We start from the raw sequence: 25,286 nt of genomic DNA, 5'->3' as shown, positions 1-25,286 counted from the left end.
CCATAAGATATTTTGAACATTATAGCATTTTTTGTACAGGAATACAACTTTTACAAGCTGGTTTCAACCTGTTTCCGATAAGCTTTCGGTGATTTTCCGCACAATTTACGGAAAACCTTATAGAAATATCCAACATTACTATAGCCAACTGCATAGCAAATATCTTCGATGCTGTCACTGGTCGAAAGTAAGAGTTGCTGTGCTGCCTTAATTCGCTGTTTATTGAGCAATTCCGCAAAGGTTGAGTTGGTTTCCCTCTTGATCAGCTGACCGAGATAGACAGGATTGATAAAGAGATCCTTGCTAATATCCTTAAGTGAGAGCTCTTTCTGATAATCACGCCCAATCACCTCTAGAACGCTCACCACATTTTCATTCATGCGGTACTGGCCAAAGAACTTGGTCAAGGTTTCTTTGATATAGGCAACCAATTCTTCAAAGGTGTTAATGGCATGGATGGCTTTGACAATCTCGGTCATATCATCTGCTTTTAGGTGTTCAAACAAATGGAAGACATCCATAACAAACTGGGTGAAGAGCTGCTTCGTGATGGCCACGCGCGGAGTATTTTCCAAGACGACCTTCTCTAGCAAGGTTAATTCTTCGATGATTTGATTGATATTCCCTTGGATAATCACCCGATAAATCGGCTCGTAATAAGCAAACAAACTCTCGGATTTTTCTAGATTGACTGAACCGTAGAAGAGGGCTTTTTCAGCGTTGATCTTCCAATTCTCAAAGGACTGCTGGTAGGGTGCTTCAAATGGTGTCACGATGATGCCATCTAGTGGCTGATCAGAGATAAAAATCTGCCAGTCTTGCCCCAAAACATAGTAAGGAATGGTAAAAGAGCCCTGCTTTTCCTTTGAAAGACCAATCCACCAGCTGTCTTTACCTGACAGGTAGTTCGTAAATCCTGACTCATCCAATTCTTGACTGAGGGTCTGACTTTGCTCCACCTTTTCTTGAAGCTGTCGCGCAATCTTTTCTAATAAATGGCCCAACTCTACCTTGTCTACTGGCTTGACCAGATAATCCACGACACTAAGGTTCATGGCTTTTTTAACGTACTCAAACTCCTGATAACCAGACAGCAAGATATAATAGGTATCTGGAAGTAGCTCTTTCATTTCCCTAATCATCTCAAGTCCGGTCTTATCTGGCATGTTGACATCGGAAATGACCACATCTACTGGATTTTTCTTAACGTAGTCCAAAGCATCATCTGCGTGACTTGCTGTCGCGACGACTTGCATATCCCATTTTTCAAAGGGGATTAATCGCTTGAGCCCCTCTGTCACCATGTACTCATCGTCTACTAATAAAACTTTATACATTTCTACCCTTTCTATTCATCCTGGATAGTGATATGGTAACGAACACCTTCTTGCTCAGCTGACTCTACACTGATTTGGTAGCGATCCCCAAAGTAGAGAACAAAGCGTTCGTGTACATTTACTATTCCAATTGATTGCCGCTCTCCACTATAGCTTGCCTCGTGTTCAAAACTTCTCTGAGCTAATTTTTCTTGCAAGCTAGCTAGTTTCTCAGCGGACATTCCTCGACCATTGTCTTCTACTAGGATTTCAACGAAGCCTTGGCCCTTCAAGGCTTTGATACTGATGACATTATCCGTTCTGCGATGGTCAACACCATGAGCAAAGTAGTTTTCTACTAATGGTTGGAGTGTAAATTTTGGAATCCTCATTTCTTCCAATTCTGGTGCAATCTTGAAACCATAGGCAATGGATTTAGGATAACGCACCATACAGAGATAGCTATATTTTCGGCAAAATTCCAACTCCTGCTTCAAGGTCGTTTCCCGCTCGTCGGAGATATTGTTGCGTAACAAGCTACTAAATTCATAGATAATATCTGCCAGTTCATCCTGACTTTGCATGACGGCATACATCCGTAAAAACTCTAGAGTATTGTACATAAAGTGAGGATTGATTTGAGCTTGCAGGGCTCGCATATTGGCATCTTTTTGACTGAGCTCTAGCTGATAGATATCGTGGATATTTTTTTCCAGGCGATCCAACATATCATTGGTTGTTTCTGCAATGAGAAGCAACTCTTGGTCTTTTTCAGAGGTATCGATTCGAAGGCCTTCTTCTCCTTGAGCAATCACCTCGATCGAATCTACTAGGTCTACGACCTGCTTTTGATAATTTGAAAAAGTCTGTCTAAGGGTCACGTACAAAATGATGATAAAGAGAATACTTAGCCCAATAATGACAGCTGAACTCGTCAAAGTTCCTGTAAGGACAAAATTTTTAGGAACAGCAACTCGAACCTGATAACCGTGAGAGGTGACACCTACAAACCAGTTTTCTCGCTCGGCTGAGACCTTCTCCCCAATATGGAACATCTCAGTCTCAAAAGGCGAAGTTACTGTTACAGCCATTGGGATATGACCCCGAGTATTGTCAATAGCGCCATGTAAAACATCTGGGGATAGGGAGATATAAATCACTCCTAAATCCTTGTCAGACACAGGATCGGAAACAGGAATAGCAAAACTATTGGCTGTTGGCTTAAAATCCTCCGCAGGAATTTTCTCTCCACTGCGTTTTTCTCTAGTCGAAACATAGACTTCCTTGTAGTCCTGAAGAACAATAGCCACTCCAGTCACAAAATCATTCCGAACATAGAGGTCATCAATATTTTCATACAGAGAAACCGAGATATAAGGCGAAGTTTTACGCTCTAATTGCCAATAGAAATAGTCTGGTGTGCTGAGACTGAAATACTTGTAAATCCCTTCGATGCGGGCCTGATTTTCAACCAAAGACTGAGCAAGTTGAGTTGACTCTCTGTGATAGTATTCCACTTCACTCACTGTCCGAGTGGTCACACGTTCTGCAACCCGTTGGGCCTCTTTCTCACGCGAGTCCCAGTCAGCATACGATAGCATAATCGCAAAACTGGCAATGACCACGATCATAACCAAACTATAAATCCGTAAAAGAGAGTGAAGCCAAAACTGCTTCATTCTATTTTGTCGCCAATTTTTCATGGATACTTTCATAAATAGGTTCCAACATATCACTGATAAAGAAATGCCACATTCCAATTCCTACAAAAAAGAGTAAGGCAGGCATATAATAACCAACTCCTACAAGGAGAGCGGACCCAAGTAAAACCTTGGCAATCGCTGGCAAGCTCATGAAAATCCCAATAAGAGACAATTTCACGGTATTTCGATAGGATAAATCAAAATATACCTGAAGTTTCAAGGAAACAGTGTAGGCTAGAAAGACAAGAGTAACTACAAGGACGTTGAGAAAAGTCGCCAAAAGGTGGAAAATCGTCTGGTGGGGCAATTGAACTAGAAGATATAAACCATAAACTAGGACAAGATCCACAAACACAAAACTATAGAAAGCCAGATTGCTCTTGACAAAATTACTCTTATACAATTCCCAAGCTTCCTTCAAATGGTATGCTCGATAGGTATAACCATGCTCCCCATACAAACTCATAAGAGTTGCACTAGCTGGTGCCAAACCAAAGACCACTCCTCCTGCTAGTGTTAATAGCCAGAAATAAGCTGTCGCCATCATTCCCAAAAAAATACGATTAAAGACGAATTCTAGAAATTTTCCCATGCTACTCTCCTTAAACTAACGATGTAACTATTATATCATATTTCAAACGTTTTCAAAAATATAGAACTCCCATTTACAATCCTCAAAAAGCGTGATACAATTGGTTTTGTTAATTCGCATCAAGGAGGTTCTCATGAAGAAAAATATCTTAACCACCCTCTTGGCCGCCGTCCTCTACTTTCTCTGTGTAGGGATTGGAGTCTTACTAGGACACTTGGTCGACCAAACAGGCAATATGTTCTACGCACCTGCCTTTTCTGCACTTGTCGGTGGCAGTGTCTACATGCTTCTTTTGACGAAGGTCCCGCGTTTTGGCGCTATCACCACTCTGGGACTTTTTATGGCACTTTTCTTCCTAGCTAGCAAGCATGGCGCTGGTGCCTTTCTCCCAGGACTCGCTTGTGGTCTTGCAGCAGACGCCATCGCTCGTCTCGGAAACTACAAAGACCGAATCAAAAACACCCTCTCCTTCCTCGTCTTTGCTTTTAGCACAAGTGGCCCTATCTTCCTCATGTGGATCCGTCCCAAAGCTTACATGGCCACCTTACTTGCGCGTGGGAAATCCCAAGAATACATTGACCGTATCATGGTCGCTCCAGAGTTGGACAAAATCCTTCTCTTTGTCGTAAGCATCCTCCTAGGCGCCTTGATGGGTGCTTTGATTGGGCAATTTCTAAGTCAAAAAATTGCCGATAAACTATAAGCTAAAAGCCCTGAAGACTAGCAATGCCTAGTTCCAGGGCCTTTTTGTATACAATCTTAGAATTCACTATAGATAAATTCTTGAATATTCGAAAAATCGGTCACAAAACAGTAAATCACGATGCTCAAGATAACCGTATAGAAAAATAGTGTCCATAAGATTAAACGATGTGTGTTAGTTAGCCTGGTTTGCAAATTTGTAAAGTTCTTTCTCAACTTCCATCCATCCTTTCACTCCAACGTGCATCACGTCAAATAAAAAGTAATCATCATACTCTCTGTTTCCATAGTTTAATACGGTTGCACCATGGCTTTTTGCGACATCTTCTATTTTTTTATAAGTTTTTTCTCGCATCTCTCTTGAGACACCAGTGTAGTCATTCCATTTCCCGTTTACTGGGAAAATAATAACCTCAACTTCAATTCCCAATTCCTTAGCAACTGTCAAGAAGAGTTCCATATCTGAATATTCTGGTGACTCCAGATAGCTCAAATCTTTATTGGAATCTTTCAGCGATGCATAGCGATCTTTTAAGTAAGTATTGTAGTAGTTATTATCAACAGCATAGTCATTATTGTCTGTTTTCTTTTTGACCTCTTCCACAAACTGATCCGTCATCTTCTGCCAATCATAGTCTGGGGTTTTGTCTCCTGATGAGGGATAATCTGATTTCTCATGATTTTCATAAAATTTTCGTTTGAGCTTAAAAGAATACATCGCGTTATCTAACTCTAATAGTTTTTTATCAACAATGGTTCCTTTTCCATCTATGAAATAACTTTTATATTTTTTGTAGATGTCATTTTGTTGCTTGTTCCCCTTGGTAATCTCAATAATCCGATTGATTATTTTTTCTTTCGTTTCCTTACTAATCTTGTCATTATCTAGCATGTGGAAAATATGTTCCTGAGAGGCCTTATTCAAAAAAGCATCTTGATGAGTCCCATCTTTTTCAAACCACTGAACCGACTCTACTATAGCCACTTTTCGCTTACTCATAGATCCTTCAATAGAGGCTAAAGTAGAGGCTTGAATGATATTTTGAGAATAACTAGTCCCAATCTGCATGATATTGAAATCGTTGTAGTTAAAAATTCTATTGGGATGATAATCTTCATCCTTTGTCGCAACCAACTCGGATGACCCCAATAAAACCAGTGTATTGGGAGTAATATTGCTTGTTAAAATATCTCTACTTTTATACTTTTCATACGAGGTGCTATAACGAATACTGTTATCCTTGACTTTATAATAATCATCAATCTTCTTGACATATGTCACATTTAAAAGGGCAAGCGTCGCAATTACGAGCACAAGCGATAGTAAAAATGCTTTTAATTTAATCATCTCGTTTTATCCTATCCCTTCGATCTAGCCGATTTCTTTTCAATCTCTTATCTCTTTAAAATCGTCAGTAAGATTTTATAGGGTTCACCTGAAAAGATAAAGAAACCAATCATAACCAAATTCATGGTCACAAACCAACTTAGTAGCTTATACCAGTTTTTGTTTTTATTTTTCTTATAAAAATTGCTTTTCTTTTGATACACTTCAAATCCAGCCATCAAGACACCATGATAAAAACCATAGACAATGTAACTAACACTAAGACCATGCCAAAAACCCATGACCAACATATTGACCATATAGGCATAGGTTGCATTGTGTAGTCTATTTTTAAACCATTTTTTCCTGATAACCTGCATCAATACTCTTGAAAATACAAAATCTCTCAACCAGGTCGACAAGGTGATATGCCATCTAGTCCAGAAATCTTTGATATCGACACTCAAGAAAGGTTTGTTAAAGTTCATCGGTGTCTGAATACCTAGAATATTACTACTTCCAACGGCCATTAGACTATAGCCTGCAAAGTCAAAGAACAGATACAAGGTATAGAGGTACATATACTTGATTGAGTAAACGACTGTGCCCGTATTGCTTAGAGCGAGTAACATCTGGTAAACATAGGTTGATAAAACAACCTTATAAAGAAGGCCTAGAACGATACGATACACACCGTCCCCTGCTAACTCTAGATACTCTTTTCGGGGCATGACCTCGTTTATCTCTTTTAAAAATCTCCTACTCCGATCAATCGGACCAGCACTAACTGTTGGAAAAAAGAGCAAAAACTGTAGGTAATCTTTTACAGTGATTTTTTCTTTGATCAAGCCATCCGATATTTCTAGCATGATCTGAATGGTCTTAAATGACATGTAAGAAATTCCAATAAAGGCCAACAAATGCAGAGAAGTCAGGGCAAAGACTTTATTGATTACCAAAGGAAGAATGGGAAGGAAAACCAGTGGTTTCAGCCACTTTTCCTCTATCCTCTGTGCTAGAAAAACCAGAAAATACTGGTAAACGATAAAGGCGAGCAAATAGACAATCATCGCTCGACTCTTACCATAGATAGCTCCTGCAAATAAGAGGGAGAGCGTCAAAATATAGTAGTCTTTACGTTTTTCAAAAAAGTTTACCACAAAACCAATCAGTAAAACTACAAATAAGAGAAGGAAAAACTCATTCCCCTCGAAATAATTCATACCAGCCAAACTCCTTTACATTATCACCCCTCCTACAGCAAACTTTCTGATTTGCTAATTGAGGAACCTTTCTTTATTATAGCATATTTCTAAAAAGAAGCTTTACTCTTCTTGCATTTCGGTGAGAAAACAAAAAGGAGTCCCGTTGAACTCCTTCCATTTATTTATGACTTAATCTCTTGGTCAAGAAATCTCCCAAGAACTGGATTGTAAAGATAATCAAGATGATAATGATAGTCGCCAAGATGGTCACATCGTGATTATAGCGATTGAATCCATAGGCAATGGCTACGTTACCAATACCACCAGCTCCAACCGCACCCGCCATAGCTGTTTCCCCAACAAGGGAAATCAAGGTCACAGTCGTCACACGAATCAAATCTGGAAGACCTTCTGATAGATAAACACCCACGATGTCCCAGAAGGTCGCACCACTCGCTTGAGCGGCCTCAATGACACCGCCATCCAGCTCAGCCAAGACAACCTGCACCTGACGGGCAAAGAAGGCAAAGACCGCAAAAGAAAGGGGGACAAGGGCTGCATTTGGCCCGATACTTGTTTTAACAATCAAGTGAGAAAGTGGCGACATGATTGCCAAGAGGATGATGAAAGGAACCGCACGGAAAATGGAGGTAATCTTGTCTAAAATCCAAAAGATAACCTTATTTTCCAAAACACCACCTGGCGCTGTCAAGACGAGGAAAAGACCTGCCACCAGCCCCAAGAATCCTCCGATGATGAAGGAAAGAACTGTCATATAAAGAGTTAGGTAGATAGCCGTTCCCCAGCCTGCCTGACCAGCCCAGCCCATCTTGTAGACATTTGGTAAGTAAGTTTGAATCAACTCTGTCATTTTACTGTCCTCCCTTCAATACTTTTAACTGGACACCAGCCTGACGGATGGCTTCTTGAGCACCTGCCAGTGCTGCCTTTTCACCTGACAAGACCACAACCAATTCTCCAACAGGAGTGCCATCGAGAATTTCGATATTTCCATAGAGGATATTGGCCGTTACTTGGTAATGTTTGTACAATTCATTCAAAAGTGGTTCGTCTGTCGAAGCCCCTGCATACTTGAGCTGCACTAAGATACTGTTCTCAGATAAATGTTCTACGATTTCTTGCTTCTCAATCTTGACCATGGCTTCATCAATACCTGTAGCTGTTGAGATAAAGTCCTGTGTCAAAGGTTGTTTAGGATCTGAGAAGATTTCAAGGACACTGCCCTCTTCAATCAAACGGCCATCCTGCATGACCGCCACACGATTAGCAATGTCTTTGACAATCTGCATTTCATGCGTAATCAAAACAACCGTCAAGCCTAATTTTTGGTTCAAATCTTGCAACAAGGACAAAATCTGCTTGGTTGTCTTAGGATCAAGGGCAGAAGTTGACTCATCTGAAATCAAGATTTTTGGATCATTGGCCAAGGCACGTGCAATGGCTACACGCTGTTTTTGCCCTCCTGATAGTTGTGAAGGGTAGTTTTCAGCACGATCCGCCAAGCCAACCAAGTCCAACAACTTAGCTACTTTAGCTTTCTTTTCTTCCTTGCTGAGTCCAGAGTGTTTGAGGGCAAAGGCTACATTTTCCTCTGCTGTCTTTTGGCTCATCAGGTTGAAATGCTGGAAAATCATCCCAATGTCTTGGCGCTTACGACGCAACTGCTCTGCCGTCAGAGTGACCTTACCATCAAAAATCACATCGTCATCAATGGTAATTTTCCCAGCAGATGGCTTTTGCAAGAGGTTAATCACCCGTACAAGGGTTGATTTCCCTGCTCCAGAATATCCAACGATACCGTAGATATCCCCTTCTTGGATGTGAATGGTCACATCCTTGACCGCTGTGATAGTTCTCTTCTTCTGGTGAAAAGTCACATCGATCTGATCTAACTTGATAATATCTCTACTCATAGCTTCTAATCAGCTCCTCTACTAATTCAATATGGGTGTAGTAATCGGCGATTCGCACGTTTTCATCTCCACCGTGGTCTCGGCTATTTGCATTTCCTAGACCGAAAGCCACCATGGGTACCTCTAAGGCATCAAAGACCGTATGCATGGGCCCTGTCCCCGCCGTGGTCGGTAAGACCGATACGCCCTGTGGATAGAATTTCTTGGCTAACTCGATTACGTTGAGAATGGCTGGCGCACTCATATCGCTTCGATAGCTCATCTCTCCCAAGGTATAGTATAATTCTACCTTATCAAAGCCATTTTTGTCTAGCTGTTTCCGAATTTTTTCCAGAACGTCATGCGGTTCTAGGCCAGGAACCAAACGAACCTCTAGCTTGGCACTGGCTTCTGCTGGCAAAATCGTTTTAACCCCTTGCCCTTGATAACCTGACTGAATCCCTTCGATATTAAGGGCTGGCTCAAAAAAGAAACGTTTTAGAAAGGCTGCACGTTCCTCTTGTAAGAGAGGCAATTCCAAACCATAAATGCGACTAATTTCCTCTGGATTGCGTTGGGCATAGGTAGCCACCAAGGCCAATTCTCGTTCATTTGGCTCTTGAACATCCTCATACAAGCCTTCTACCAAGATACGTCCATCAGCAGCTCGCAGACTACTTAAGGCCTGGATAAGATACCACGGTGCTGACTCCACGACACCACCATAACTCGAGTGGATATCCACATCAGCACTTTTCACCTTAGCATCAAAGGTTACAATTCCCTTGTTTCCGCCAGAGATTTCCAGCTGTTCCAAGGCGTTCTTTGCCCCTTGCTCCCAGACTAGCAAGTCCGCCCCACGAAGTTTGTCTGCGTGTTTCTCTAAATACTTATCTAGATCCATGGAAGCAGACTCCTCTGCCCCTTCCATGATAAAGCTGATATTGACAGGCAGGTCATCATGGTGCTGCATATACTTTCTCAAAGCACTCAAACGAGCTGTGATGTGGCCTTTGTCGTCGTCAACCCCACGCCCATATATAAAGCCATTTCGCACAGAAAGGGTAAAGGGATTCTCTGTCCACACCTGGTCGCCATCCGCTGGAACGGTGTCATAGTGATTATAGAAGATTAAGGTCTTGGCATCCGGACGCGAACTCCTGAAGTGCGCCATGACAAAGGGCGCCGTATAAGTCTCATCAATCTCCACTTCAGCCCCAACACGCTTGAAAATCTCACCCAGATAGTTGGCAACTTCCTTAAGTCCAACCTGTTGGGCAAAGACCGATTTCTTAGAAATCAAGGTACGCAAAACCTCAAAATAATGCTGGGCCACATGATCCTTTTCAAATTTTTCAATCTGTTCTTGTTCGCTAGGAAAAACCATTTTCTCTCTACCTTTCTATGAACGTATAGTCTTCTTTACAATCCATGCTCTATACAAAAGCAAGAGGTGGAAACTCTCTCCCACCTCCCTGTGTCTTATTACCAAACTGGTTGGTCCAAACCGTCTGATGTTTCTTCGATAACTTTTTTCACTTCATCAGTGTGGTAAGCCGCGATCACTTTCTTGATGGCATCAGCCTTAGGTGATGATTCCCAATCTTTTTTCGCAACGATGATGTTGTACCATTGTTTTGAATTTTCATCAGCTTGTTCTTTGAAGAGTGCTTTCTTGTAGTCCAATTTTGCTTCTGTAACGAAGGTATTGTTTACAACGGCAGCATCAACTGATGACAATGAACGAGCTGTTTGGCTAGCGTCCAATTCAGTAATCTTCAAGTTCTTTGGATTTTCTGTGATGTTAGCAACTGTTGCGAGTGCAGTTCCAGAAACGTCCAATTTAATCAAACCAGCTGATTGAAGCAAGTAAAGCGCACGGCTTTCGTTTGTTGCATCGTTTGGTACGGCGATTTCACCGTTATCTGGGATTTCTTCCACTTTGGTGTACTTGTTTTCTTCCCCATTTTTACCTGAGTAAAGACGGATTGGTGAGATGTAGGTATCTGCAATCGCTACAAGGTCTTTCCCGTTTTCTTTGTTCCAGTTATTCAAGAAGTTGTAGTGTTGGAAAGCATTCAAGTCTACTTCACCATCAGCAGTTGCCTTGTTTGGTTGTGAGTAGTCTGTGAACTCTGTAAATTCCAATTTAATTCCATCTTTTTCAACCAATTCTTGGATTTTATCCCAACGCGCTTCTTCAGAACCGCTACGGTTAACTGTTGCGATTCTGATAGTTGTTGCATTGTCTGCTTTCTTTTCTGAATTTCCGCAAGCGGCAAGAGCCAAACCTGCGACCGTAGCAAGAGCTGCTACACCGAGCCATTTTTTAATTTTCATGATTTTTTCTCCTTTAAAAATAATACCGTAATAGTATCTCATACTTTATTTGAATTAGCAAATTGTTATTAGATAGGCAGACATATAGTTTGAAACTATATACCTGAAAATTGAGAAATCATCCGTCTTTCTCAGACTGGATGATTTCATACGATTATTTAATATCAGCTTCTGCTGGGAGATAAGTGTCCCCGAAGAACTGTTTAGACAATTTTTCAAGAGTTCCGTCTTTGTAGAGTTCTTGGATTCGTTTGTCTACAAATGATTTCAACTCATCTTGACCTTTAGCAAGAAGTGGGTAAACGTAAGGTTGTTGGTCGCTTGGAAGTTCAATGACTTTCAAGTTGTCCAAACCTTGGTTCTTAATAACTGTTTCAACACCGATTTTATCAAAAATTTTGTAGTCAAACTGACCATCGCTCAAACGAGACATGATTTGTTGGAAATCAGCCTTGGTGTAGTTAAGAACAGTTGGATTGTCTGCGTGTTGTTTGTTATAATCTTCTAGCTGTTTAGCTGATGTTGTCCCTTGAACGACCTCAGTAGACTTGCCTCCGATATCATCAAGTGACTTGATGCTGTCGTCGTCTTTCTTCACAACGAGAACGTTAGGGTTTTTAGCAGTTGGAGCTGCATAAAGGTACTTTTCAGCACGTTCTTTGGTATAGCTGATATTGTTCACAGCCATTTGGTAGCGATCGCTATCAAGACCTGCAAAAACACCTGACCACTCTGTCTTTTCAAACTTGACGTCGTATTTGTCAGAGTCTTTAAAGATAGCACGGACTACTTCAATCTCATAACCAGTCAACTCACCGTTGTCTTCATAGTTGAATGGTTTTGGTGAAGCATTGGTTGCAACGATAATTTCTTTCTTACCAGCTGCCTCTCCTTCTTTCTTATCTCCACCTGAGCAAGCTGCTAGTACACCTGCGGCAACAAGTCCTAGAGCAGCAAGAGATGAATATTTGACGATTTTTTTCATGTCATTTCCTCCAAAATAGAATACTTTACTATCTTAACAGAAAATATTTTTTTTCGCCATTATATGATTTCTATCTCGGTGATAGGTTTTTCTTATGGCTGACTAAAAGACCAGACGCAAGACTGCGATCAAGACCACTCCGAAAAGAACCGTACCCACTAGATTGCGGTAGCGAAAGGCTACCCAAGCCGTTGGAAAGACTGCTAAAAAGTCCAGCCATTTGATCTGAGGAAGGCTCCCAACCTTGCCAGTCACTACACTTGAAAGGATCAAGGCAAAGATAATGGAAACAGGCAAGAACTTCAAAAACCGCTCGACGATAGCAGGCAATCCCTTATACTTGACCAATATGAAGGGAATCATGCGGGGAATCCAAGTCACTAATCCAGAAAAGACGATTGCCATTAAAATATACTTACTGACCATCTAAGACCACCCCCATGGTACAACCTAGCAAGGTCGCAAACAAAACAGCTAGTGACTGAGACACCACTGTCAAGAGCAAAACGAAGGACACCGCAACAACTGCTAGAATCCGCAGCAGATTCCGTACAGGAACCTGTCTTTGCATAATCTGAAATTGTGAAGTAAAAATCCCGATAAACATCCCAACAAGGGCAAAGTCCAAGCCAAAGACCTCAGGATTTGGAAGAAGGCCACCTAAAGCTGTCCCCGCCACTGTCCCAATAAACCAGGCTACATAACTATTGAGATTGTTCCCGTGCATCCACATGGGATGAACCTTGTCTGTATGGGCTAATTCTCCCATCAAGACCCCATAGGTCTCATCTGTCAGGAGACTGGACATGCCAATATTTTGCCAGAGACTAGTATGACGGAAATAGGTTGATGCATGCAGGCTCAGCAAAAAGAGTCGCAAGTTGATCAAAAAGACCGTCATAGCAATAGCTGCCACAGGCGCTTGTACCGCAATCAGTGCCAACATGGCAAACTGGGCGCTCCCAGCATAAACAAAGAGGCTCATCAAGCCCATCTCAACAGGTGTCACATAGGGCGCGCCGATAATCCCACAAGCCAGACCAATGCTGACATAGCCAAGGGCAGTCGGCATGGCCGCCTGTACACCTTCCCAAAATCCTTTTTCTTTCATCCTTCTCCTCATATTCTCTCCAATTGAGGCTGTTCGTCATCACAGCCACAGCAAGGAATATTATAACATATTCAAAGAAGAGAAAAAAGTCAGCTGATTTTGGCCGTCATAAAAAGACTGGCAATCCAGTCTCAAACACCTATTATACAAATTCTCCTCTAAATGCTCTCACGAATATTCAAGAGCATGACAAATGCGGTTAGGAGCAATAGTAACAGAATAAAGCTGACCGCTAGGGTCCCAAAACTTGTAGCAATCGTTACGAAAACGATTGTGAATAGACTTGGTAAAACAACCGTAATAGCACCAATAGAGGATTGAACCGCTCCCATTGACTCCTCAGGTATTTGTTTAAAGACGAGTTCTTGCAATCTAGGAGAGAGTATCCCTGCGATGAAGGCATCCAAGGAGCTGAAAAGCAGAATCAAACCAAAATGAACTGTGGCAAATCCTACTAGAAGGAGTAACTGGATGACGACCGAAGCGTAGAGAGCTGTTTTTATAGAAATCATATTTTTCAGATAACCACTTACAAGGCTTCCGACAATAAGTGCTAACAATTCTAGTGTTGATAACAAAGCGAGTGATTGACCAGTTTGTAAATTCAAAAACGGTTGGTTTCTTAAAAAAAGAGTCGAAATAGGAACAGTGACATTGATCACAGCTTGGCTGATAGAGACGATAAATAAAATGAAGATTACTCTATCCATATTCCAGATCAATTTCGATGATTGGAACAAATGCTGGCAAAACGATTTTATAGAAAGACCTTCTTGATAGCTAATTGTTTTTTCAACTTTCAAAAGATCATTTTTTATGAGAAGAATACCTACAAATGCTATCAGAAACGTCAGAGCGTTTAGCAAAGAAATAAACTGAATGGAAAGAATTCCTAGTAAAATCCCTCCTAGAATATTACTGATTGTCCGAACTAAACTAACTGTGGATTGTTTAAAGCCAATGGCTTCTGTCAGATGTTCTTTCCCAATGATTCTTATAAAAATAGGAGTTAGCATGGCTCCTGAAAAGTAACTCAATGTATCCGACAAGAGGTTCATCAAACAAATAAAGAATACAAGCCATAAGGAAAAGGACTTCCCTGAAAGCGAAAGTGCCACTATAGAATAAAGTACAAATTTGACAAAACTAATAACCGTATACTTTAAAACACGATGATGTTGAAAGTCAGCCAAAACTCCCATAAAGATTTGCAGAACTTGAGGAACAGTCTCTGAAATCGTAATGAGTAAAATTGCCAAGGGGGCAAACGAAGCATCTGCCACATAATTCAAAAAAGCAAGATAAAAAATCGTATCCCCAACCGTTGAGATCCACTGGTTGATGGTTAATTGCCTAAAATCTCTATTTTGAATAAATACTTTCATCGCAACTCCTTTTTGAGTTCAAATGGGAAGTTTTCCCCAATGATAGACCGATATTGCTGAGCTCCTAAAATTACAGCAACGGTAAAATTTGACCAATGCCATTGTAGACTATGTGCAGTCCAATAGGCCAATAAATGGACTTTGTCACTCTAAATAAGACTGCAAATATAAGACCGCCACCCATATATACAAAAAAGTCTGTCAAGACCCAACCATGATTACTAATATGCAAGACCCCGAATAAAACAGCCGAACCGAGCACATCCAGTCCCCATTTCTTTCCTTTTTCCAGAGCGGTCATCACCAATCCACGATAAATCATCTCTTCAAAAATGGGACCTGCAATCACAGGATAGAAAAAATACATCAAAAATGCTGTAGTTCCTGTAAAAGTAGGGACATCCAGTTGATAAGCAATTTCATTTTTGGTAGATGGTAAAAGATAAAATGTGACGAAATTCCAAATCACAAAAGCAAGAAGAGCTAAAAAGGAATAAAAAAGATAGGATCCCTTAAATTTTCGACTGTTGATTTTCTGCCATTTCCCTGACCAAACCATAACAATAATAGCAAGCAGAACCACAAGAAAATTCAACATCATATCCGACAAATAATAGGCAAAGTCAGATAGACCAGCAGCAAGGTCGCTATGTAAAAGCAAACGAATGAAGAACTGGTCAGAAATGACAAGTAGAATAGCTATTAAAAAATAGTAGCGTGAGATTATCTTTTTCATATTTCATCTTTCTAATACCCAAACACCAGTAAACTGACGATGATTAAAAAGGTATTCCACAAGATGTGAAGGGCCATTGACCAATAAATTGAACGTGTATAACGAAAGAGCATGCAGAGTAGCAGACCTGCTCCTGCATAAACGATGAAGTCTGTTAACACCCATCCATATTGTAAAACATGGATGAGACTAAAGAGTGTGGAAGAAATGATAACATCAATATAGTATTTTTTAAATTTAGATAGGGCTGTCATCAGAAGTCCGCGGAAAACTAATTCCTCAACTATCGGAGCAATAAGACTGCCGTAGAGAATACGTGTCACAAAATAACTAATTCCCGTCAAATTGGCTACGGTTTCTTTTATAGCACTACCATTTTGCGTGTTGGGAAAGATTCGAGTCGTTATATTTACCCACAAAAACATCAATATAAAGGAAAGAAAGAAGAGACCCAGATAGGACCAACGAAACTGGAAGCGACCGTACTCTTTCCAACGTTGACTCTTAACAAGAACCACAGTAGCAGCAATTCCTTCAATTACTATCAATAAAATTTGAATCCCATAAAATCCAAAATCTGATAATTGATCCATGAACTCTAATCTCACTACTAAATTAAAAATCAAGTAATAAGACATAAGTACCAAAATGGTCCCTAGGTAAAATTTCGTTTCTTCCCTTTTCATAGTTTTTTCTCCTAAATGTTAGTTACGACGTTTTCCAAACAGTCCTTCAATCAGCCCACTCGACCAATCAAATGCTCCATAAGGTCTAGGACTAATACCTCTACCTCTCCCCAAGCAGGCAAAGCACTACCACCACAACCAATATTTTCACCCACACAAGCCATAGTGAAGTTTCCACCGTAAACCTGCTCCAACTCCACTTCTACGACCTAGGATTTGCTTCAAATGACTTACAACAATAGTATAACACGGCAATCACTACATTTTAGAAAATCGCATATTTGACATTTTTTCTCATAGAAATTTTAAATTTGCGATTGTGGACTACTCAATAAGCTCTTTGAATTGCTGTAAGCGTAGTTCAAAAAGGGCTGTTAATTGAGGATTTTCTAATATTTTCAGAGATTGGATAAAGTGTTCAATCTCTTTTTGATTGCTCCCCTTAGTTTGAAGGAAAACATTCAACTTCTTTAAAAATTGCCACAATAATCTCTCAAAGACATCGTATGGTCGAAGCATACTCTCCAACTCGGCTTCAAAGATTGGGATATAAGAAAAAAGTTTGCGCTCCATGAGCTCTGATATGATATTCAAAAAGCCACTTTTCATATACAGTCTATTGTGTCCCAATTCTTTAAATTCCTTGGATTTTTCAAGTAAAGAGGTTGATAAAAAAATCAGGTCTTGGTTGCTCAAGAAGGGCCTGGTATTGCAAAAAAGATAGAGTTCAAACCAGGTCCAAGACTCGATAGCATAGAGATAGCTAGTCAAAAACTCGCTATCCTCCTCTTCTAGCGGATAGTTTTTATCTAAGGAATGGATGGCATTTTTAATCACAATAGCATTCAAACGACGATAGGTCTGCGCCATCTGTTCTTGCTCGACTTCCTCTAATAGTTGCTCTAAACCTGCTATATCTTGATGGGCAAAGCGATCCACAACCCTTCTACCAATTCGCATATGTGGGGATTCTTGATAGTTATTAAGCTTGTGTCCAAACTCATCGAAGGTCACATTTATCCCTTGGATAGCTAGTATCAGTTTATCCGCAGACAGCATAGACTGCCCCAGTTCAAACTTGGATAACTGGGATGCTGTCAGTCCATTACAAGCCACATCTGACTGCTTGAGTTTCCTCGCCAGCCTCAATTCTTTGTAAAATTCTCCCAATTCCTGTTTTTCAATCATGGCCAAACTCCCCTTAAAGATTCTCTTTACTATTCTATTCGTAAAAAATTTTACTTTTTTAACATATTATAAAATATTTTAGCAAAAAAGCCAGCTCAAAGCTGACTCTTTATTCCACCGTATCAAAGGCGAGACTCGGTTTGGCATTGAGGTCCAAGCCTGCGAAGTTTTCTTTGTTCCACTCGCTGACGCTGGCATAGGCAATCATACCTGCATTATCTCCACAAAGGCGTAGGGGGGGGATGATAACCTTGACATCTGTGATTTCGGCTGCTAGGCGTTCTCTGAGGCCTTTATTAGCTGCCACGCCACCTGCCACAACTAGAGTTTTAACAGGGTATTTTCCCAAGGCTTTCTTGGTTTTTGCCATAAGAATATCCATGACTGCTGCTTGGAAGGACGCTGACAGGTCTTCCTTGGACAAGCTTTCTCCCTTTTGCTCGGCATTGTGGTGAAGATTGATAAAGGCAGACTTCAAACCTGAGAATGAGAACTCTAGATTGTCCTCCTTAATCATGGCACGAGGGAAATCATAAATATCCTGCCCTTGATGAGCTAGCTCATCAATTTCGCGACCTGCAGGATAGGTCAAGCCCATGACACGGCCGACCTTATCATAAGCCTCACCAACCGCATCATCCCGCGTTTCCCCAACAATCTTATAATCCCCAGCCTCAGAAACATAGACCAACTCCGTGTGCCCACCGCTAACCAAGAGAGCTAGCAAGGGAAACTCCAAAGGCTCAACGCTCTGAGCCGCCATGAGGTGACCAGCCATGTGATTCACGGGGATCAGCGGAAGTCCATGAGCCCAAGCAAAGGCCTTGGCAACTGACAAACCAACTAGCAGTGCTCCGACCAAGCCTGGTCCGTAGGTAACAGCCACAGCCGTTACATCCTCTTCGGTAATTCCTGCTTCTGCTAGCGCCTCCTCGATGCAGGCTGTAATAACTTCGACATGGTGACGACTGGCTACTTCTGGAACTACGCCCCCAAAACGTTTGTGACTCTCAATTTGACTCGCAATGACATTGGACAAGAGCTCATCATCGTTTTTCAGTACGGCGACACTGGTCTCATCACAGGATGTCTCAAATGCTAAAATATATCTATCCTTCATCTATTTCTCTCTTCATGATAATGGCGTCCTCGACTGGGTCATGGTAGTAGCCCTTTCTCTCAGCGATGACCGCCATCTTTTCTTTCTTGTAAAATGCTTGCGCTCGTTGGTTTGACTTTCTGACTTCTAGGAAAATTTCCTTATCTACCGGCAATTGAGTAAACAAGGCTGACGCAATCCCCTGACTCTGATAGGTTTGTTTGACAGCGATTTGCAGGACTTCTGCCTCAAAGAGATTCTCCTGAACGGCTAGAAAGCCAATCACTTCTGCCCCATCATAAGCTAGAGCATACCAAGTTTGGTCTTGGGACAGGTCTGCTTGGATTTGTTCCAGCGTCCACGGATTGACTGGATAAACAGCTGCCATGACAGCGTAAATAGCTTGAGCCAGGTCAGGCTGTCTTTGAATTCGTTTGATCTCTATCATAGGCGTTTAATGTAGGACTCGCCAGACTCGGTGTGATTCTTGAGCCAATTTTCCTCAGCTTCAACACGTTTGAGGTAATTTGGCACAAAGTCGTGCAAGGAGTCTGCTTTCTTGTCCCATGCCCAAAGAGCTAGATTAGCTGCATTTGGCAAGGTCTCTTGGGAACTAGCTTGTGGTAGCTGCTCTTGAATCTGCTCCACAAAGGCTTCAACCTCTCCAACAAAGGTCACGTGTTCAGCATCCTTGACTTTTTCTAGCACTTCCGCAAAGGACAAGTGTGCTTCTGGCATAACAGGTTTGGCATTTTCATAAAATCCTGCATAAACATTGTTGCGACGCGCATCCATCAAGGGAACAACTAAGCCTTCTTGTTGGCGTGGCACCAGAGCCAAGAGGCTAGACATACCAACTAACTCAATGTTCAGGGTATGAGCCAAGGTCTTGGCAGTTGCTACCGCAATTCGTAAGCCTGTGTAGCTACCTGGGCCTTCAGCCACCACGATTCGATCCAAATCCTTGGGTGTCCAATCCAGACTGCCCATCAAAAAATCGATGGCAGGCATGAGGGTAATACTGTGATTTTTCTTGATATTGATCATAGTCTCGGCAAGAACCTGCTTGTCCTCTAAAATAGCGAGAGAAAGAGCCTTGCTGGACGTATCAAAAGCTAATACTTTCATAACACATTCCTATCTTTTTGTCTGTTTACTATTATACTACAAAAGCAGACACATGGGAATTTTCTTTGTTTTGAAACAAAAGGACCTGCCACTTAGACAAGCAATTCTACACAACAAATTCAAAAAAGTTGTAGCTTTTTTGAATAGAAAAGTGAACAAGGAAATTGAAAGGTTCTTCGTAAAAAATTTGGATCAGGCATATATGTTTCAACTCGATTTTCGACGTTAGAAATCATCGTCATAACAATAAAGATAGCACCTAAAAATAGAAAAATCCATCCCATCTAAAGACGAGGTGGATTTTCTGTTTATCTAGAGAAATAATTAACTTTAAGCGTTTAAACCAAAGTAGAAAACGAGCCAGACAACATAGGTGACCAGGAGGAGAAAAATTGAATAGAGCGTCACAAAAGCAAGCTTCCAAAGGAACTTTGTTTTGCGGTGTTCCAGATGAACAAACAGGGCATTCCCTCCATAGACACAAGCTACAAAGACTATAAACACCAGGAGGCGAACCCCTATCGCAAATTCAAACAAACTAAACATTCTTAATCCTCCTTTTGGTATTGCTATTTTTATATAAACTGTTGACAATGTTGGTCTATCAATGTTAAAATGTATTTCAACACTGGTAGGAAAATCAGGTTGAGTCATTGACTCTTCGGGTTGCAGTGCTATCCCTGAAACTTTGGTTTCTAAAGAACTGAAATTGCGATTGAACAATTCGCCCCCCAATGTTATTAGTAGGCTCTTGACTTTGGTCAGGAGCTTTTTGATGCTTTTAAAGTTGATTCCCTCAGTAAGTTATAGTAAAGTATAAATATCGAGAGGATAACGTAGGACGACTGGTAACAGAGCGTTCAAAGGTACCAACTTCTGGTACGGGTGTGGGACTGCCTTCAGCTTTGAGCTGTAAAGACCCCTGACTACCATTGGTCCTCTCTTTTTGCTTACTCTTAGATTAAGGACTTTTCTTTGCCTCTTTAGTAAACACTCCACTCCATGCTATTTCTACATCATTTTACTTATAGATTGACTTCTTAGCTGAGTAGATGATAAAATAGGGTAAAGGTTGAGATTTGGTCTGACTTGGTGACAAGTCTTTCAAAGGTTGTGATTCAATCACTTCAGGTAATGGTGCTGCCCCTTGAGCTTGCTCAGAAAGATCCCTTAATTTTGTCTCAGCCTTTTTATTTGCTCTTGAGATTTCTCAAGAGCTTTTTCTTTTTTCAAAGATATCATTCTGCCCCAACCATCTACTCCAACGATTAATGAAACTAGAACTGTATTCTTCCTCAAATCTACTATCTCTTTAGATTCCCCCTTTAATTATAACACCTAAGCGCTCTCCGACCAAATCCTACCTGTCTTTTTGCTTCCTCTTTCCCTCCCGACTTTCTCGTTTCTGTCTTTTACTAATCTTTCATTTTGTGGTATAATTGAAATAATTGTAACGAATCAAGGTCAATCTAGACACAAAATGGAATGAAATTAAGCAAATCTCTGCTAAAAGTTTGGAATAAGTTGACCTATAAATAGAAAGGAACTATATGATTTACAAAGTTTTTTATCAAGAAACAAAAGAACGTAGCCCACGTCGTGAAACAACACGCTCACTTTACCTAGACATCGATGCCAACTCAGAACTTGAGGGCCGTATCGCTGCTCGCCAACTTGTCGAAGAAAACCGCCCAGAGTACAATATCGAATTTATCGAACTCTTGTCTGACAAATTGCTAGATTACGAAAAAGAAACTGGCGCTTTCGAGATTACGGAGTTCTAATATGGCCTACACTCTTAAACCTGAAGAAGTCGGCGTTTTTGCCATCGGTGGTCTGGGAGAAATCGGAAAAAACACATACGGAATTGAATACCAAGACGAGATTATCATCGTCGATGCTGGGATTAAATTCCCAGAAGATGACTTGCTGGGTATCGACTATGTCATTCCTGATTATTCTTACATCGTAGACAATATTGACCGCGTCAAGGCTGTTTTGATCACACACGGACACGAGGACCACATTGGTGGGATTCCTTTCCTGCTCAAACAAGCAAATGTCCCTATCTACGCTGGACCGCTTGCCCTGGCTTTGATCCGTGGAAAACTCGAAGAACACGGTCTCTTGCGTAACGCCAAACTTTACGAAATCAACCATAACACTGAGTTAACCTTTAAAAATCTCAAGGCAACTTTCTTTAGAACCACTCACTCCATTCCAGAGCCTTTGGGGATTGTCATCCATACTCCTCAAGGAAAAATCGTCTGTACGGGTGACTTCAAGTTCGACTTTACACCAGTTGGTGAACCTGCAGACTTGCACCGTATGGCTGCCCTTGGTGAAGAGGGTGTTCTCTGTCTCCTCTCTGACTCGACAAATGCAGAAGTGCCAACCTTTACCAACTCTGAAAAAGTCGTTGGCCAGTCCATCATGAAGATTATCCAAGGCATCGAAGGACGTATCATCTTTGCATCCTTTGCCTCAAATATCTTCCGTCTCCAGCAAGCAACGGATGCCGCTGTTAAAACTGGACGCAAGATTGCGGTCTTTGGACGTTCTATGGAAAAGGCCATTGTCAACGGAATCGAGCTCGGCTACATCAAAGCTCCTAAGGGAACCTTTATCGAGCCAAATGAAATCAAAGACTATCCTGCGGGCGAGATTCTAATCCTCTGTACAGGTAGTCAGGGTGAGCCGATGGCAGCCCTCTCTCGCATCGCCAACGGAACCCACCGTCAGGTACAACTCCAACCCGGCGATACCGTTATCTTCTCTTCTAGCCCAATCCCTGGAAACACCACTAGCGTCAACAAATTGATTAACACTATTTCTGAAGCTGGTGTCGAAGTTATCCACGGTAAGGTGAACAATATCCATACATCTGGACACGGTGGTCAGCAAGAGCAAAAACTCATGCTCCGCTTGATTAAGCCGAAATACTTCATGCCTGTCCACGGTGAATACCGCATGCAGAAAGTCCACGCTGGACTAGCGGTGGATACGGGTGTCGAGAAGGACAATATCTTTATCATGAGCAATGGTGATGTGCTTGCCCTTACTGCTAACTCAGCTCGTATCGCAGGTCATTTCAACGCCCAAGACATCTATGTCGATGGAAATCGTATCGGTGAAATCGGCGCTGCTGTCCTCAAAGACCGTCGTGATCTATCTGAAGACGGTGTAGTTCTAGCAGTCGCAACTGTTGACTTCAAGTCACAGATGATTCTTTCTGGCCCAGACATCCTCAGCCGAGGCTTTGTCTACATGAGAGAGTCTGGAGACTTGATTCGCCAAAGCCAGCGTATCCTCTTCAATGCTATTCGTATCGCGCTGAAGAACAAAGATGCCAGCGTTCAATCTGTCAATGGTGCCATTGTCAACGCTATTCGCCCCTTCCTTTATGAAAATACAGAACGTGAACCGATTATCATCCCGATGATCCTCACACCAGATGAAGAATAATACTCTTTGATTTTCATTGAATACAAGTCAAAAAAAACAGCCCCGTCTTCGGAGCTGTTTTTCTCTATGCTTTCTTTTCTTGATTTTTAGAAATACTACGATTTTTACCTTCAAGATACACCATCAAAATAGAAATATCTGCTGGATTTACTCCCGAAATACGGCTAGCTTGGCCGATGGTTTCTGGATTGATGAGTTTGAACTTCTGGCGAGCCTCTGTCGCGATAGAGTCAATATCATCCCAGTCGATATTGGCTGGAATGCGTTTTTCTTCCATTCGTTTCATCTTGGCAACCTGATCCATGGCTTTGGAAATATAGCCTTCGTACTTGATTTCTGTTTCAATCAATTCGATAATCTTGTCATCCAAGTCCTCTGCAGCTGGTCCGATGAAGGCCACCACATCTTGATAAGAAACTTCTGGACGGCGAAGGAATTCCTTGGCTGTCACTGCATCTGTCAATGGCTTGAAGCCCATCTCCTCAACCTTAGCATTGGTTGCCTTGACTGGCTTGAGTTTGATACTGTCGAGACGCTTCATCTCATTGTCAAATTGATTTTTCTTGATTTCAAAGCGAGCCCAGCGTTCATCATCCACAAGCCCAATCTCTCGACCCATCTCGGTCAAACGCATATCCGCATTGTCATGGCGGAGAATAAGGCGGTATTCAGCACGACTGGTCAAAAGACGATAGGGTTCAATGGTTCCTTTAGTCACCAAATCATCAATCATGACCCCAATATAACCGTCACTGCGCTTCAAAATCAATTCAGGCTTGCCTTGGATTTTCAGAGCCGCATTAATCCCAGCGATAATCCCTTGACCAGCAGCTTCTTCGTAACCTGATGTTCCATTTGTCTGACCAGCAGTGAAAAGCCCTGAGATTTTCTTGGTTTCAAGTGTTGCACGCAACTGGTGTGGCAAGACCATGTCATACTCAATGGCATAACCAGTACGCATCATCTCAGCATTTTCCAACCCTTTGATGGAATGTACCAGCTCACGCTGGACATCCTCAGGCAGACTGGTTGATAAACCTTGAACGTATACTTCCTCAGTGTCACGCCCTTCGGGTTCTAGAAATAGTTGGTGACGTTCCTTGTCCGCAAAGCGCACAATCTTATCCTCAATCGATGGACAGTAACGAGGTCCCACTCCCTTAACTACACCCGTAAACATAGGCGCACGGTGGAGGTTGTTTTGGATAATCTCATGACTGGTACCGTTGGTATAAGTCAACCAGCATGGCACTTGGTCCTTGACATAATCCTCATCACGTGAAGTGTATGAGAAGTGATTAGGGGCCTCGTCTCCTGGCTGAATCTCTGTCACGTCATAATTGATAGAGGAAGCCTTAACACGTGGAGGCGTTCCTGTCTTGAAACGACCAATTTCGAGTCCCAGTTCCTTGAGATTATCAGCTAGGTTAATCGAAGCCAGACTGTGGTTTGGTCCTGACGAGTACTTGAGATCTCCGATGATAATTTCCCCACGGAGGGCAGTTCCTGTGGTCACAATTACAGCCTTAGCAGCATATTCTTGATGGGTGGCTGTACGCACACCGACAACCTTGCCATCTTCCACCAAAATCTCATCAATCATGGTTTGACGAAGGGTCAGATTTTCTTGATTTTCAACTGTCTTGCGCATTTCCTTAGAGTAAAGTTCCTTGTCAGCCTGCGCACGAAGAGCGCGAACGGCTGGGCCTTTCCCTGTGTTGAGCATCTTCATCTGGATGTAAGTCTTGTCAATGGTCTTGGCCATTTCGCCACCGAGGGCATCGACTTCACGCACAACAATCCCCTTGGCAGAACCACCGATTGAAGGGTTACAAGGCATGAAAGCCAGCATTTCAATGTTGATGGTTGCAAGCAAGACCTTACAGCCCATACGGCTAGCAGCTAGAGATGCCTCCACCCCAGCGTGCCCCGCACCGATTACAATAATATCGTATTCTTCCGTAAAATTATAAGTCATTTCTTAACCTTTCAAAAATTTCTCGCAAATAAGGAACTAACTTCTCCTCCTCTAGAGCTTGATCCATAGTAACCCATTTAAAGTGTGTATGCTCTTCAGGATCTAATCTGATAATTGGCTTCTCCCCAACCCACTCTGCTTTATAAACTAAGCGAGTAAAAACCGTATCCTTAGAGGTATCCAGTTGACTATCTTCGTGAAGAAGTTTGAGCGAACTGCTATCTAGCCTAACTCCCGCTTCTTCAATGCATTCTCTAAGAGCACCATCTCGCGGAAGTTCACCCTTTTCAACCCCGCCACCAGGAATATCCCAGTAAGTTGGATAAACGTTGGGTTCTCCTCTTTTAATTTCCGAACGCTGAATGAGTAAATAATCACCACCACTATAAACAAGTACATGGGCAATAAGCTTAACCATCATTTTCTC

Annotated in this window: 26 protein-coding genes; 3 read left to right on the top strand and 23 right to left on the bottom strand. The window is 41.8% G+C overall.

All coding sequences use genetic code 11. The annotated features are described in order from the left end of the window. Positions 1–50 precede the first annotated feature (50 nt). The 3 genes from HMPREF1149_RS04965 to HMPREF1149_RS04955 are packed head-to-tail and all read right to left on the bottom strand — an operon-like array spanning position 51 to position 3,611. Positions 51–1,337, bottom strand: coding sequence for a response regulator transcription factor (locus HMPREF1149_RS04965; RefSeq protein WP_000278922.1), 1,287 nt, complete (start codon positions 1,335–1,337; stop codon positions 51–53). Positions 1,338–1,348: 11 nt separating this feature from the next. After that, positions 1,349–3,019 carry a sensor histidine kinase gene (locus tag HMPREF1149_RS04960; RefSeq protein ID WP_081502336.1) on the bottom strand — a complete coding sequence of 557 codons (1,671 nt, stop codon included), beginning with the start codon at positions 3,017–3,019 and terminating at the stop codon, positions 1,349–1,351. Next, positions 2,997–3,611, bottom strand: coding sequence for a YesL family protein (locus tag HMPREF1149_RS04955; RefSeq protein ID WP_000514469.1), 615 nt, complete (start codon positions 3,609–3,611; stop codon positions 2,997–2,999). The genes HMPREF1149_RS04960 and HMPREF1149_RS04955 overlap by 23 nt, the downstream gene beginning before the upstream one ends. A gap of 133 nt (positions 3,612–3,744) precedes the next feature. Between HMPREF1149_RS04955 and HMPREF1149_RS04950 the strand changes: the two genes are divergently transcribed. Next, positions 3,745–4,314, top strand: coding sequence for an MptD family putative ECF transporter S component (locus HMPREF1149_RS04950; RefSeq protein ID WP_000739514.1), 570 nt, complete (start codon positions 3,745–3,747; stop codon positions 4,312–4,314). A 174-nt stretch (positions 4,315–4,488) separates the two neighbouring features. Here HMPREF1149_RS04950 and dltD read toward each other — a convergent pair whose 3' ends face one another. The 18 genes from dltD to HMPREF1149_RS04865 all read right to left on the bottom strand — a co-directional run bounded on the left by dltD (position 4,489) and on the right by HMPREF1149_RS04865 (position 19,962). Further along, positions 4,489–5,661, bottom strand: coding sequence for a D-alanyl-lipoteichoic acid biosynthesis protein DltD (gene dltD / locus HMPREF1149_RS04945; protein WP_000593508.1), 1,173 nt, complete (start codon positions 5,659–5,661; stop codon positions 4,489–4,491). Between the two features lie 47 nt (positions 5,662–5,708). After that, positions 5,709–6,863 carry a D-alanyl-lipoteichoic acid biosynthesis protein DltB gene (dltB, locus tag HMPREF1149_RS04940; RefSeq protein ID WP_001105743.1) on the bottom strand — a complete coding sequence of 385 codons (1,155 nt, stop codon included), beginning with the start codon at positions 6,861–6,863 and terminating at the stop codon, positions 5,709–5,711. A 160-nt stretch (positions 6,864–7,023) separates the two neighbouring features. Continuing rightward, positions 7,024–7,716 (bottom strand): methionine ABC transporter permease, encoded by a 693-nt coding sequence (locus HMPREF1149_RS04935; protein WP_000137508.1) that lies wholly within the window; start codon positions 7,714–7,716, stop codon positions 7,024–7,026. A 1-nt stretch (position 7,717) separates the two neighbouring features. Continuing rightward, positions 7,718–8,779, bottom strand: coding sequence for a methionine ABC transporter ATP-binding protein (locus HMPREF1149_RS04930; protein WP_000085684.1), 1,062 nt, complete (start codon positions 8,777–8,779; stop codon positions 7,718–7,720). Continuing rightward, the gene (locus HMPREF1149_RS04925) at positions 8,772–10,145 is read right to left on the bottom strand and encodes a M20 family metallopeptidase (protein WP_000231814.1); all 1,374 of its coding nucleotides are present in this window, start codon (positions 10,143–10,145) and stop codon (positions 8,772–8,774) included. Before HMPREF1149_RS04925 ends, HMPREF1149_RS04930 begins: the two co-directional genes overlap by 8 nt. Positions 10,146–10,243: 98 nt before the next feature. After that, positions 10,244–11,098, bottom strand: a complete 855-nt coding sequence (locus HMPREF1149_RS04920) for a MetQ/NlpA family ABC transporter substrate-binding protein (RefSeq protein WP_000694526.1) — start codon at positions 11,096–11,098, stop codon at positions 10,244–10,246. A 154-nt stretch (positions 11,099–11,252) separates the two neighbouring features. Then, positions 11,253–12,083: an amino acid ABC transporter substrate-binding protein gene (locus tag HMPREF1149_RS04915; protein WP_000724969.1), complete on the bottom strand. Its 831-nt coding sequence runs from the start codon at positions 12,081–12,083 to the stop codon at positions 11,253–11,255. A gap of 102 nt (positions 12,084–12,185) precedes the next feature. Then, positions 12,186–12,509, bottom strand: a complete 324-nt coding sequence (locus HMPREF1149_RS04910; protein ID WP_000253912.1) for an AzlD domain-containing protein — start codon at positions 12,507–12,509, stop codon at positions 12,186–12,188. After that, on the bottom strand, positions 12,499–13,194 hold the full coding sequence (locus tag HMPREF1149_RS04905; RefSeq protein ID WP_000659750.1) for an AzlC family ABC transporter permease: 696 nt from the start codon (positions 13,192–13,194) through the stop codon (positions 12,499–12,501). The genes HMPREF1149_RS04910 and HMPREF1149_RS04905 overlap by 11 nt, the downstream gene beginning before the upstream one ends. Before the next feature lie 158 nt (positions 13,195–13,352). Beyond that, positions 13,353–14,579, bottom strand: coding sequence for an MFS transporter (locus HMPREF1149_RS04900; RefSeq protein ID WP_000862371.1), 1,227 nt, complete (start codon positions 14,577–14,579; stop codon positions 13,353–13,355). A 70-nt stretch (positions 14,580–14,649) separates the two neighbouring features. Further along, entirely contained in the window at positions 14,650–15,315 is a 666-nt protein-coding gene (locus HMPREF1149_RS04895) for a CPBP family intramembrane glutamic endopeptidase (RefSeq protein WP_000720896.1), read from the bottom strand. An 11-nt stretch (positions 15,316–15,326) separates the two neighbouring features. Then, the gene (locus tag HMPREF1149_RS04890; protein ID WP_000817789.1) at positions 15,327–16,001 is read right to left on the bottom strand and encodes a CPBP family intramembrane glutamic endopeptidase; all 675 of its coding nucleotides are present in this window, start codon (positions 15,999–16,001) and stop codon (positions 15,327–15,329) included. Between the two features lie 50 nt (positions 16,002–16,051). Next, entirely contained in the window at positions 16,052–16,195 is a 144-nt protein-coding gene (locus HMPREF1149_RS11480) for a hypothetical protein (protein ID WP_195327903.1), read from the bottom strand. Between the two features lie 130 nt (positions 16,196–16,325). Next, positions 16,326–17,189, bottom strand: coding sequence for an Rgg/GadR/MutR family transcriptional regulator (locus tag HMPREF1149_RS04885; RefSeq protein ID WP_000570759.1), 864 nt, complete (start codon positions 17,187–17,189; stop codon positions 16,326–16,328). A gap of 109 nt (positions 17,190–17,298) precedes the next feature. Continuing rightward, positions 17,299–18,309, bottom strand: a complete 1,011-nt coding sequence (gene tsaD, locus HMPREF1149_RS04880; protein ID WP_000655069.1) for a tRNA (adenosine(37)-N6)-threonylcarbamoyltransferase complex transferase subunit TsaD — start codon at positions 18,307–18,309, stop codon at positions 17,299–17,301. Continuing rightward, complete coding sequence (gene rimI / locus HMPREF1149_RS04875; RefSeq protein ID WP_000569856.1) at positions 18,299–18,736, bottom strand: ribosomal protein S18-alanine N-acetyltransferase; 438 nt, start codon at positions 18,734–18,736, stop codon at positions 18,299–18,301. The genes tsaD and rimI overlap by 11 nt, the downstream gene beginning before the upstream one ends. Continuing rightward, on the bottom strand, positions 18,733–19,416 hold the full coding sequence (tsaB, locus tag HMPREF1149_RS04870) for a tRNA (adenosine(37)-N6)-threonylcarbamoyltransferase complex dimerization subunit type 1 TsaB (RefSeq protein WP_000865682.1): 684 nt from the start codon (positions 19,414–19,416) through the stop codon (positions 18,733–18,735). Before tsaB ends, rimI begins: the two co-directional genes overlap by 4 nt. Positions 19,417–19,746: 330 nt before the next feature. After that, positions 19,747–19,962 carry a hypothetical protein gene (locus HMPREF1149_RS04865; protein ID WP_000492022.1) on the bottom strand — a complete coding sequence of 72 codons (216 nt, stop codon included), beginning with the start codon at positions 19,960–19,962 and terminating at the stop codon, positions 19,747–19,749. Between the two features lie 1,004 nt (positions 19,963–20,966). Between HMPREF1149_RS04865 and HMPREF1149_RS04860 the strand changes: the two genes are divergently transcribed. After that, a complete protein-coding gene (locus tag HMPREF1149_RS04860; RefSeq protein ID WP_000639581.1) occupies positions 20,967–21,200 on the top strand; it encodes a DNA-dependent RNA polymerase subunit epsilon in 234 nt (77 codons plus the stop codon). A 1-nt stretch (position 21,201) separates the two neighbouring features. After that, positions 21,202–22,881, top strand: a complete 1,680-nt coding sequence (gene rnjA / locus HMPREF1149_RS04855; protein WP_000331964.1) for a ribonuclease J1 — start codon at positions 21,202–21,204, stop codon at positions 22,879–22,881. A gap of 64 nt (positions 22,882–22,945) precedes the next feature. Here rnjA and mnmG read toward each other — a convergent pair whose 3' ends face one another. Together mnmG and HMPREF1149_RS04845 are read right to left on the bottom strand one after the other, a co-directional pair. Next, positions 22,946–24,859 carry a tRNA uridine-5-carboxymethylaminomethyl(34) synthesis enzyme MnmG gene (mnmG, locus tag HMPREF1149_RS04850; protein WP_000221898.1) on the bottom strand — a complete coding sequence of 638 codons (1,914 nt, stop codon included), beginning with the start codon at positions 24,857–24,859 and terminating at the stop codon, positions 22,946–22,948. Beyond that, positions 24,849–25,280, bottom strand: a complete 432-nt coding sequence (locus tag HMPREF1149_RS04845) for an NUDIX hydrolase (protein ID WP_000989474.1) — start codon at positions 25,278–25,280, stop codon at positions 24,849–24,851. Before HMPREF1149_RS04845 ends, mnmG begins: the two co-directional genes overlap by 11 nt. Between the last annotated feature and the right edge of the window lie 6 nt (positions 25,281–25,286).

Source organism: Streptococcus sp. BS35b, from assembly GCF_000286475.1.
GTDB lineage: Bacteria > Bacillota > Bacilli > Lactobacillales > Streptococcaceae > Streptococcus > Streptococcus oralis_W.
This window is presented reverse-complemented; position numbering and strand designations above follow the sequence as displayed.

What these genes read in the sequence shown, in the direction of transcription:
- HMPREF1149_RS04965 (WP_000278922.1), bottom strand. Translation starts at nt 1,337, where the DNA reads ATGTATAAAGTTTTATTAGTAGACGATGAGTACATGGTGACAGAGGGG.
- HMPREF1149_RS04960 (WP_081502336.1), bottom strand. Translation starts at nt 3,019, where the DNA reads ATGAAAAATTGGCGACAAAATAGAATGAAGCAGTTTTGGCTTCACTCT.
- HMPREF1149_RS04955 (WP_000514469.1), bottom strand. Translation starts at nt 3,611, where the DNA reads ATGGGAAAATTTCTAGAATTCGTCTTTAATCGTATTTTTTTGGGAATG.
- HMPREF1149_RS04950 (WP_000739514.1), top strand. Translation starts at nt 3,745, where the DNA reads ATGAAGAAAAATATCTTAACCACCCTCTTGGCCGCCGTCCTCTACTTT.
- dltD (WP_000593508.1), bottom strand. Translation starts at nt 5,661, where the DNA reads ATGATTAAATTAAAAGCATTTTTACTATCGCTTGTGCTCGTAATTGCG.
- dltB (WP_001105743.1), bottom strand. Translation starts at nt 6,863, where the DNA reads ATGAATTATTTCGAGGGGAATGAGTTTTTCCTTCTCTTATTTGTAGTT.
- HMPREF1149_RS04935 (WP_000137508.1), bottom strand. Translation starts at nt 7,716, where the DNA reads ATGACAGAGTTGATTCAAACTTACTTACCAAATGTCTACAAGATGGGC.
- HMPREF1149_RS04930 (WP_000085684.1), bottom strand. Translation starts at nt 8,779, where the DNA reads ATGAGTAGAGATATTATCAAGTTAGATCAGATCGATGTGACTTTTCAC.
- HMPREF1149_RS04925 (WP_000231814.1), bottom strand. Translation starts at nt 10,145, where the DNA reads ATGGTTTTTCCTAGCGAACAAGAACAGATTGAAAAATTTGAAAAGGAT.
- HMPREF1149_RS04920 (WP_000694526.1), bottom strand. Translation starts at nt 11,098, where the DNA reads ATGAAAATTAAAAAATGGCTCGGTGTAGCAGCTCTTGCTACGGTCGCA.
- HMPREF1149_RS04915 (WP_000724969.1), bottom strand. Translation starts at nt 12,083, where the DNA reads ATGAAAAAAATCGTCAAATATTCATCTCTTGCTGCTCTAGGACTTGTT.
- HMPREF1149_RS04910 (WP_000253912.1), bottom strand. Translation starts at nt 12,509, where the DNA reads ATGGTCAGTAAGTATATTTTAATGGCAATCGTCTTTTCTGGATTAGTG.
- HMPREF1149_RS04905 (WP_000659750.1), bottom strand. Translation starts at nt 13,194, where the DNA reads ATGAAAGAAAAAGGATTTTGGGAAGGTGTACAGGCGGCCATGCCGACT.
- HMPREF1149_RS04900 (WP_000862371.1), bottom strand. Translation starts at nt 14,579, where the DNA reads ATGAAAGTATTTATTCAAAATAGAGATTTTAGGCAATTAACCATCAAC.
- HMPREF1149_RS04895 (WP_000720896.1), bottom strand. Translation starts at nt 15,315, where the DNA reads ATGAAAAAGATAATCTCACGCTACTATTTTTTAATAGCTATTCTACTT.
- HMPREF1149_RS04890 (WP_000817789.1), bottom strand. Translation starts at nt 16,001, where the DNA reads ATGAAAAGGGAAGAAACGAAATTTTACCTAGGGACCATTTTGGTACTT.
- HMPREF1149_RS04885 (WP_000570759.1), bottom strand. Translation starts at nt 17,189, where the DNA reads ATGATTGAAAAACAGGAATTGGGAGAATTTTACAAAGAATTGAGGCTG.
- tsaD (WP_000655069.1), bottom strand. Translation starts at nt 18,309, where the DNA reads ATGAAGGATAGATATATTTTAGCATTTGAGACATCCTGTGATGAGACC.
- rimI (WP_000569856.1), bottom strand. Translation starts at nt 18,736, where the DNA reads ATGATAGAGATCAAACGAATTCAAAGACAGCCTGACCTGGCTCAAGCT.
- tsaB (WP_000865682.1), bottom strand. Translation starts at nt 19,416, where the DNA reads ATGAAAGTATTAGCTTTTGATACGTCCAGCAAGGCTCTTTCTCTCGCT.
- HMPREF1149_RS04865 (WP_000492022.1), bottom strand. Translation starts at nt 19,962, where the DNA reads ATGTTTAGTTTGTTTGAATTTGCGATAGGGGTTCGCCTCCTGGTGTTT.
- HMPREF1149_RS04860 (WP_000639581.1), top strand. Translation starts at nt 20,967, where the DNA reads ATGATTTACAAAGTTTTTTATCAAGAAACAAAAGAACGTAGCCCACGT.
- rnjA (WP_000331964.1), top strand. Translation starts at nt 21,202, where the DNA reads ATGGCCTACACTCTTAAACCTGAAGAAGTCGGCGTTTTTGCCATCGGT.
- mnmG (WP_000221898.1), bottom strand. Translation starts at nt 24,859, where the DNA reads ATGACTTATAATTTTACGGAAGAATACGATATTATTGTAATCGGTGCG.
- HMPREF1149_RS04845 (WP_000989474.1), bottom strand. Translation starts at nt 25,280, where the DNA reads ATGATGGTTAAGCTTATTGCCCATGTACTTGTTTATAGTGGTGGTGAT.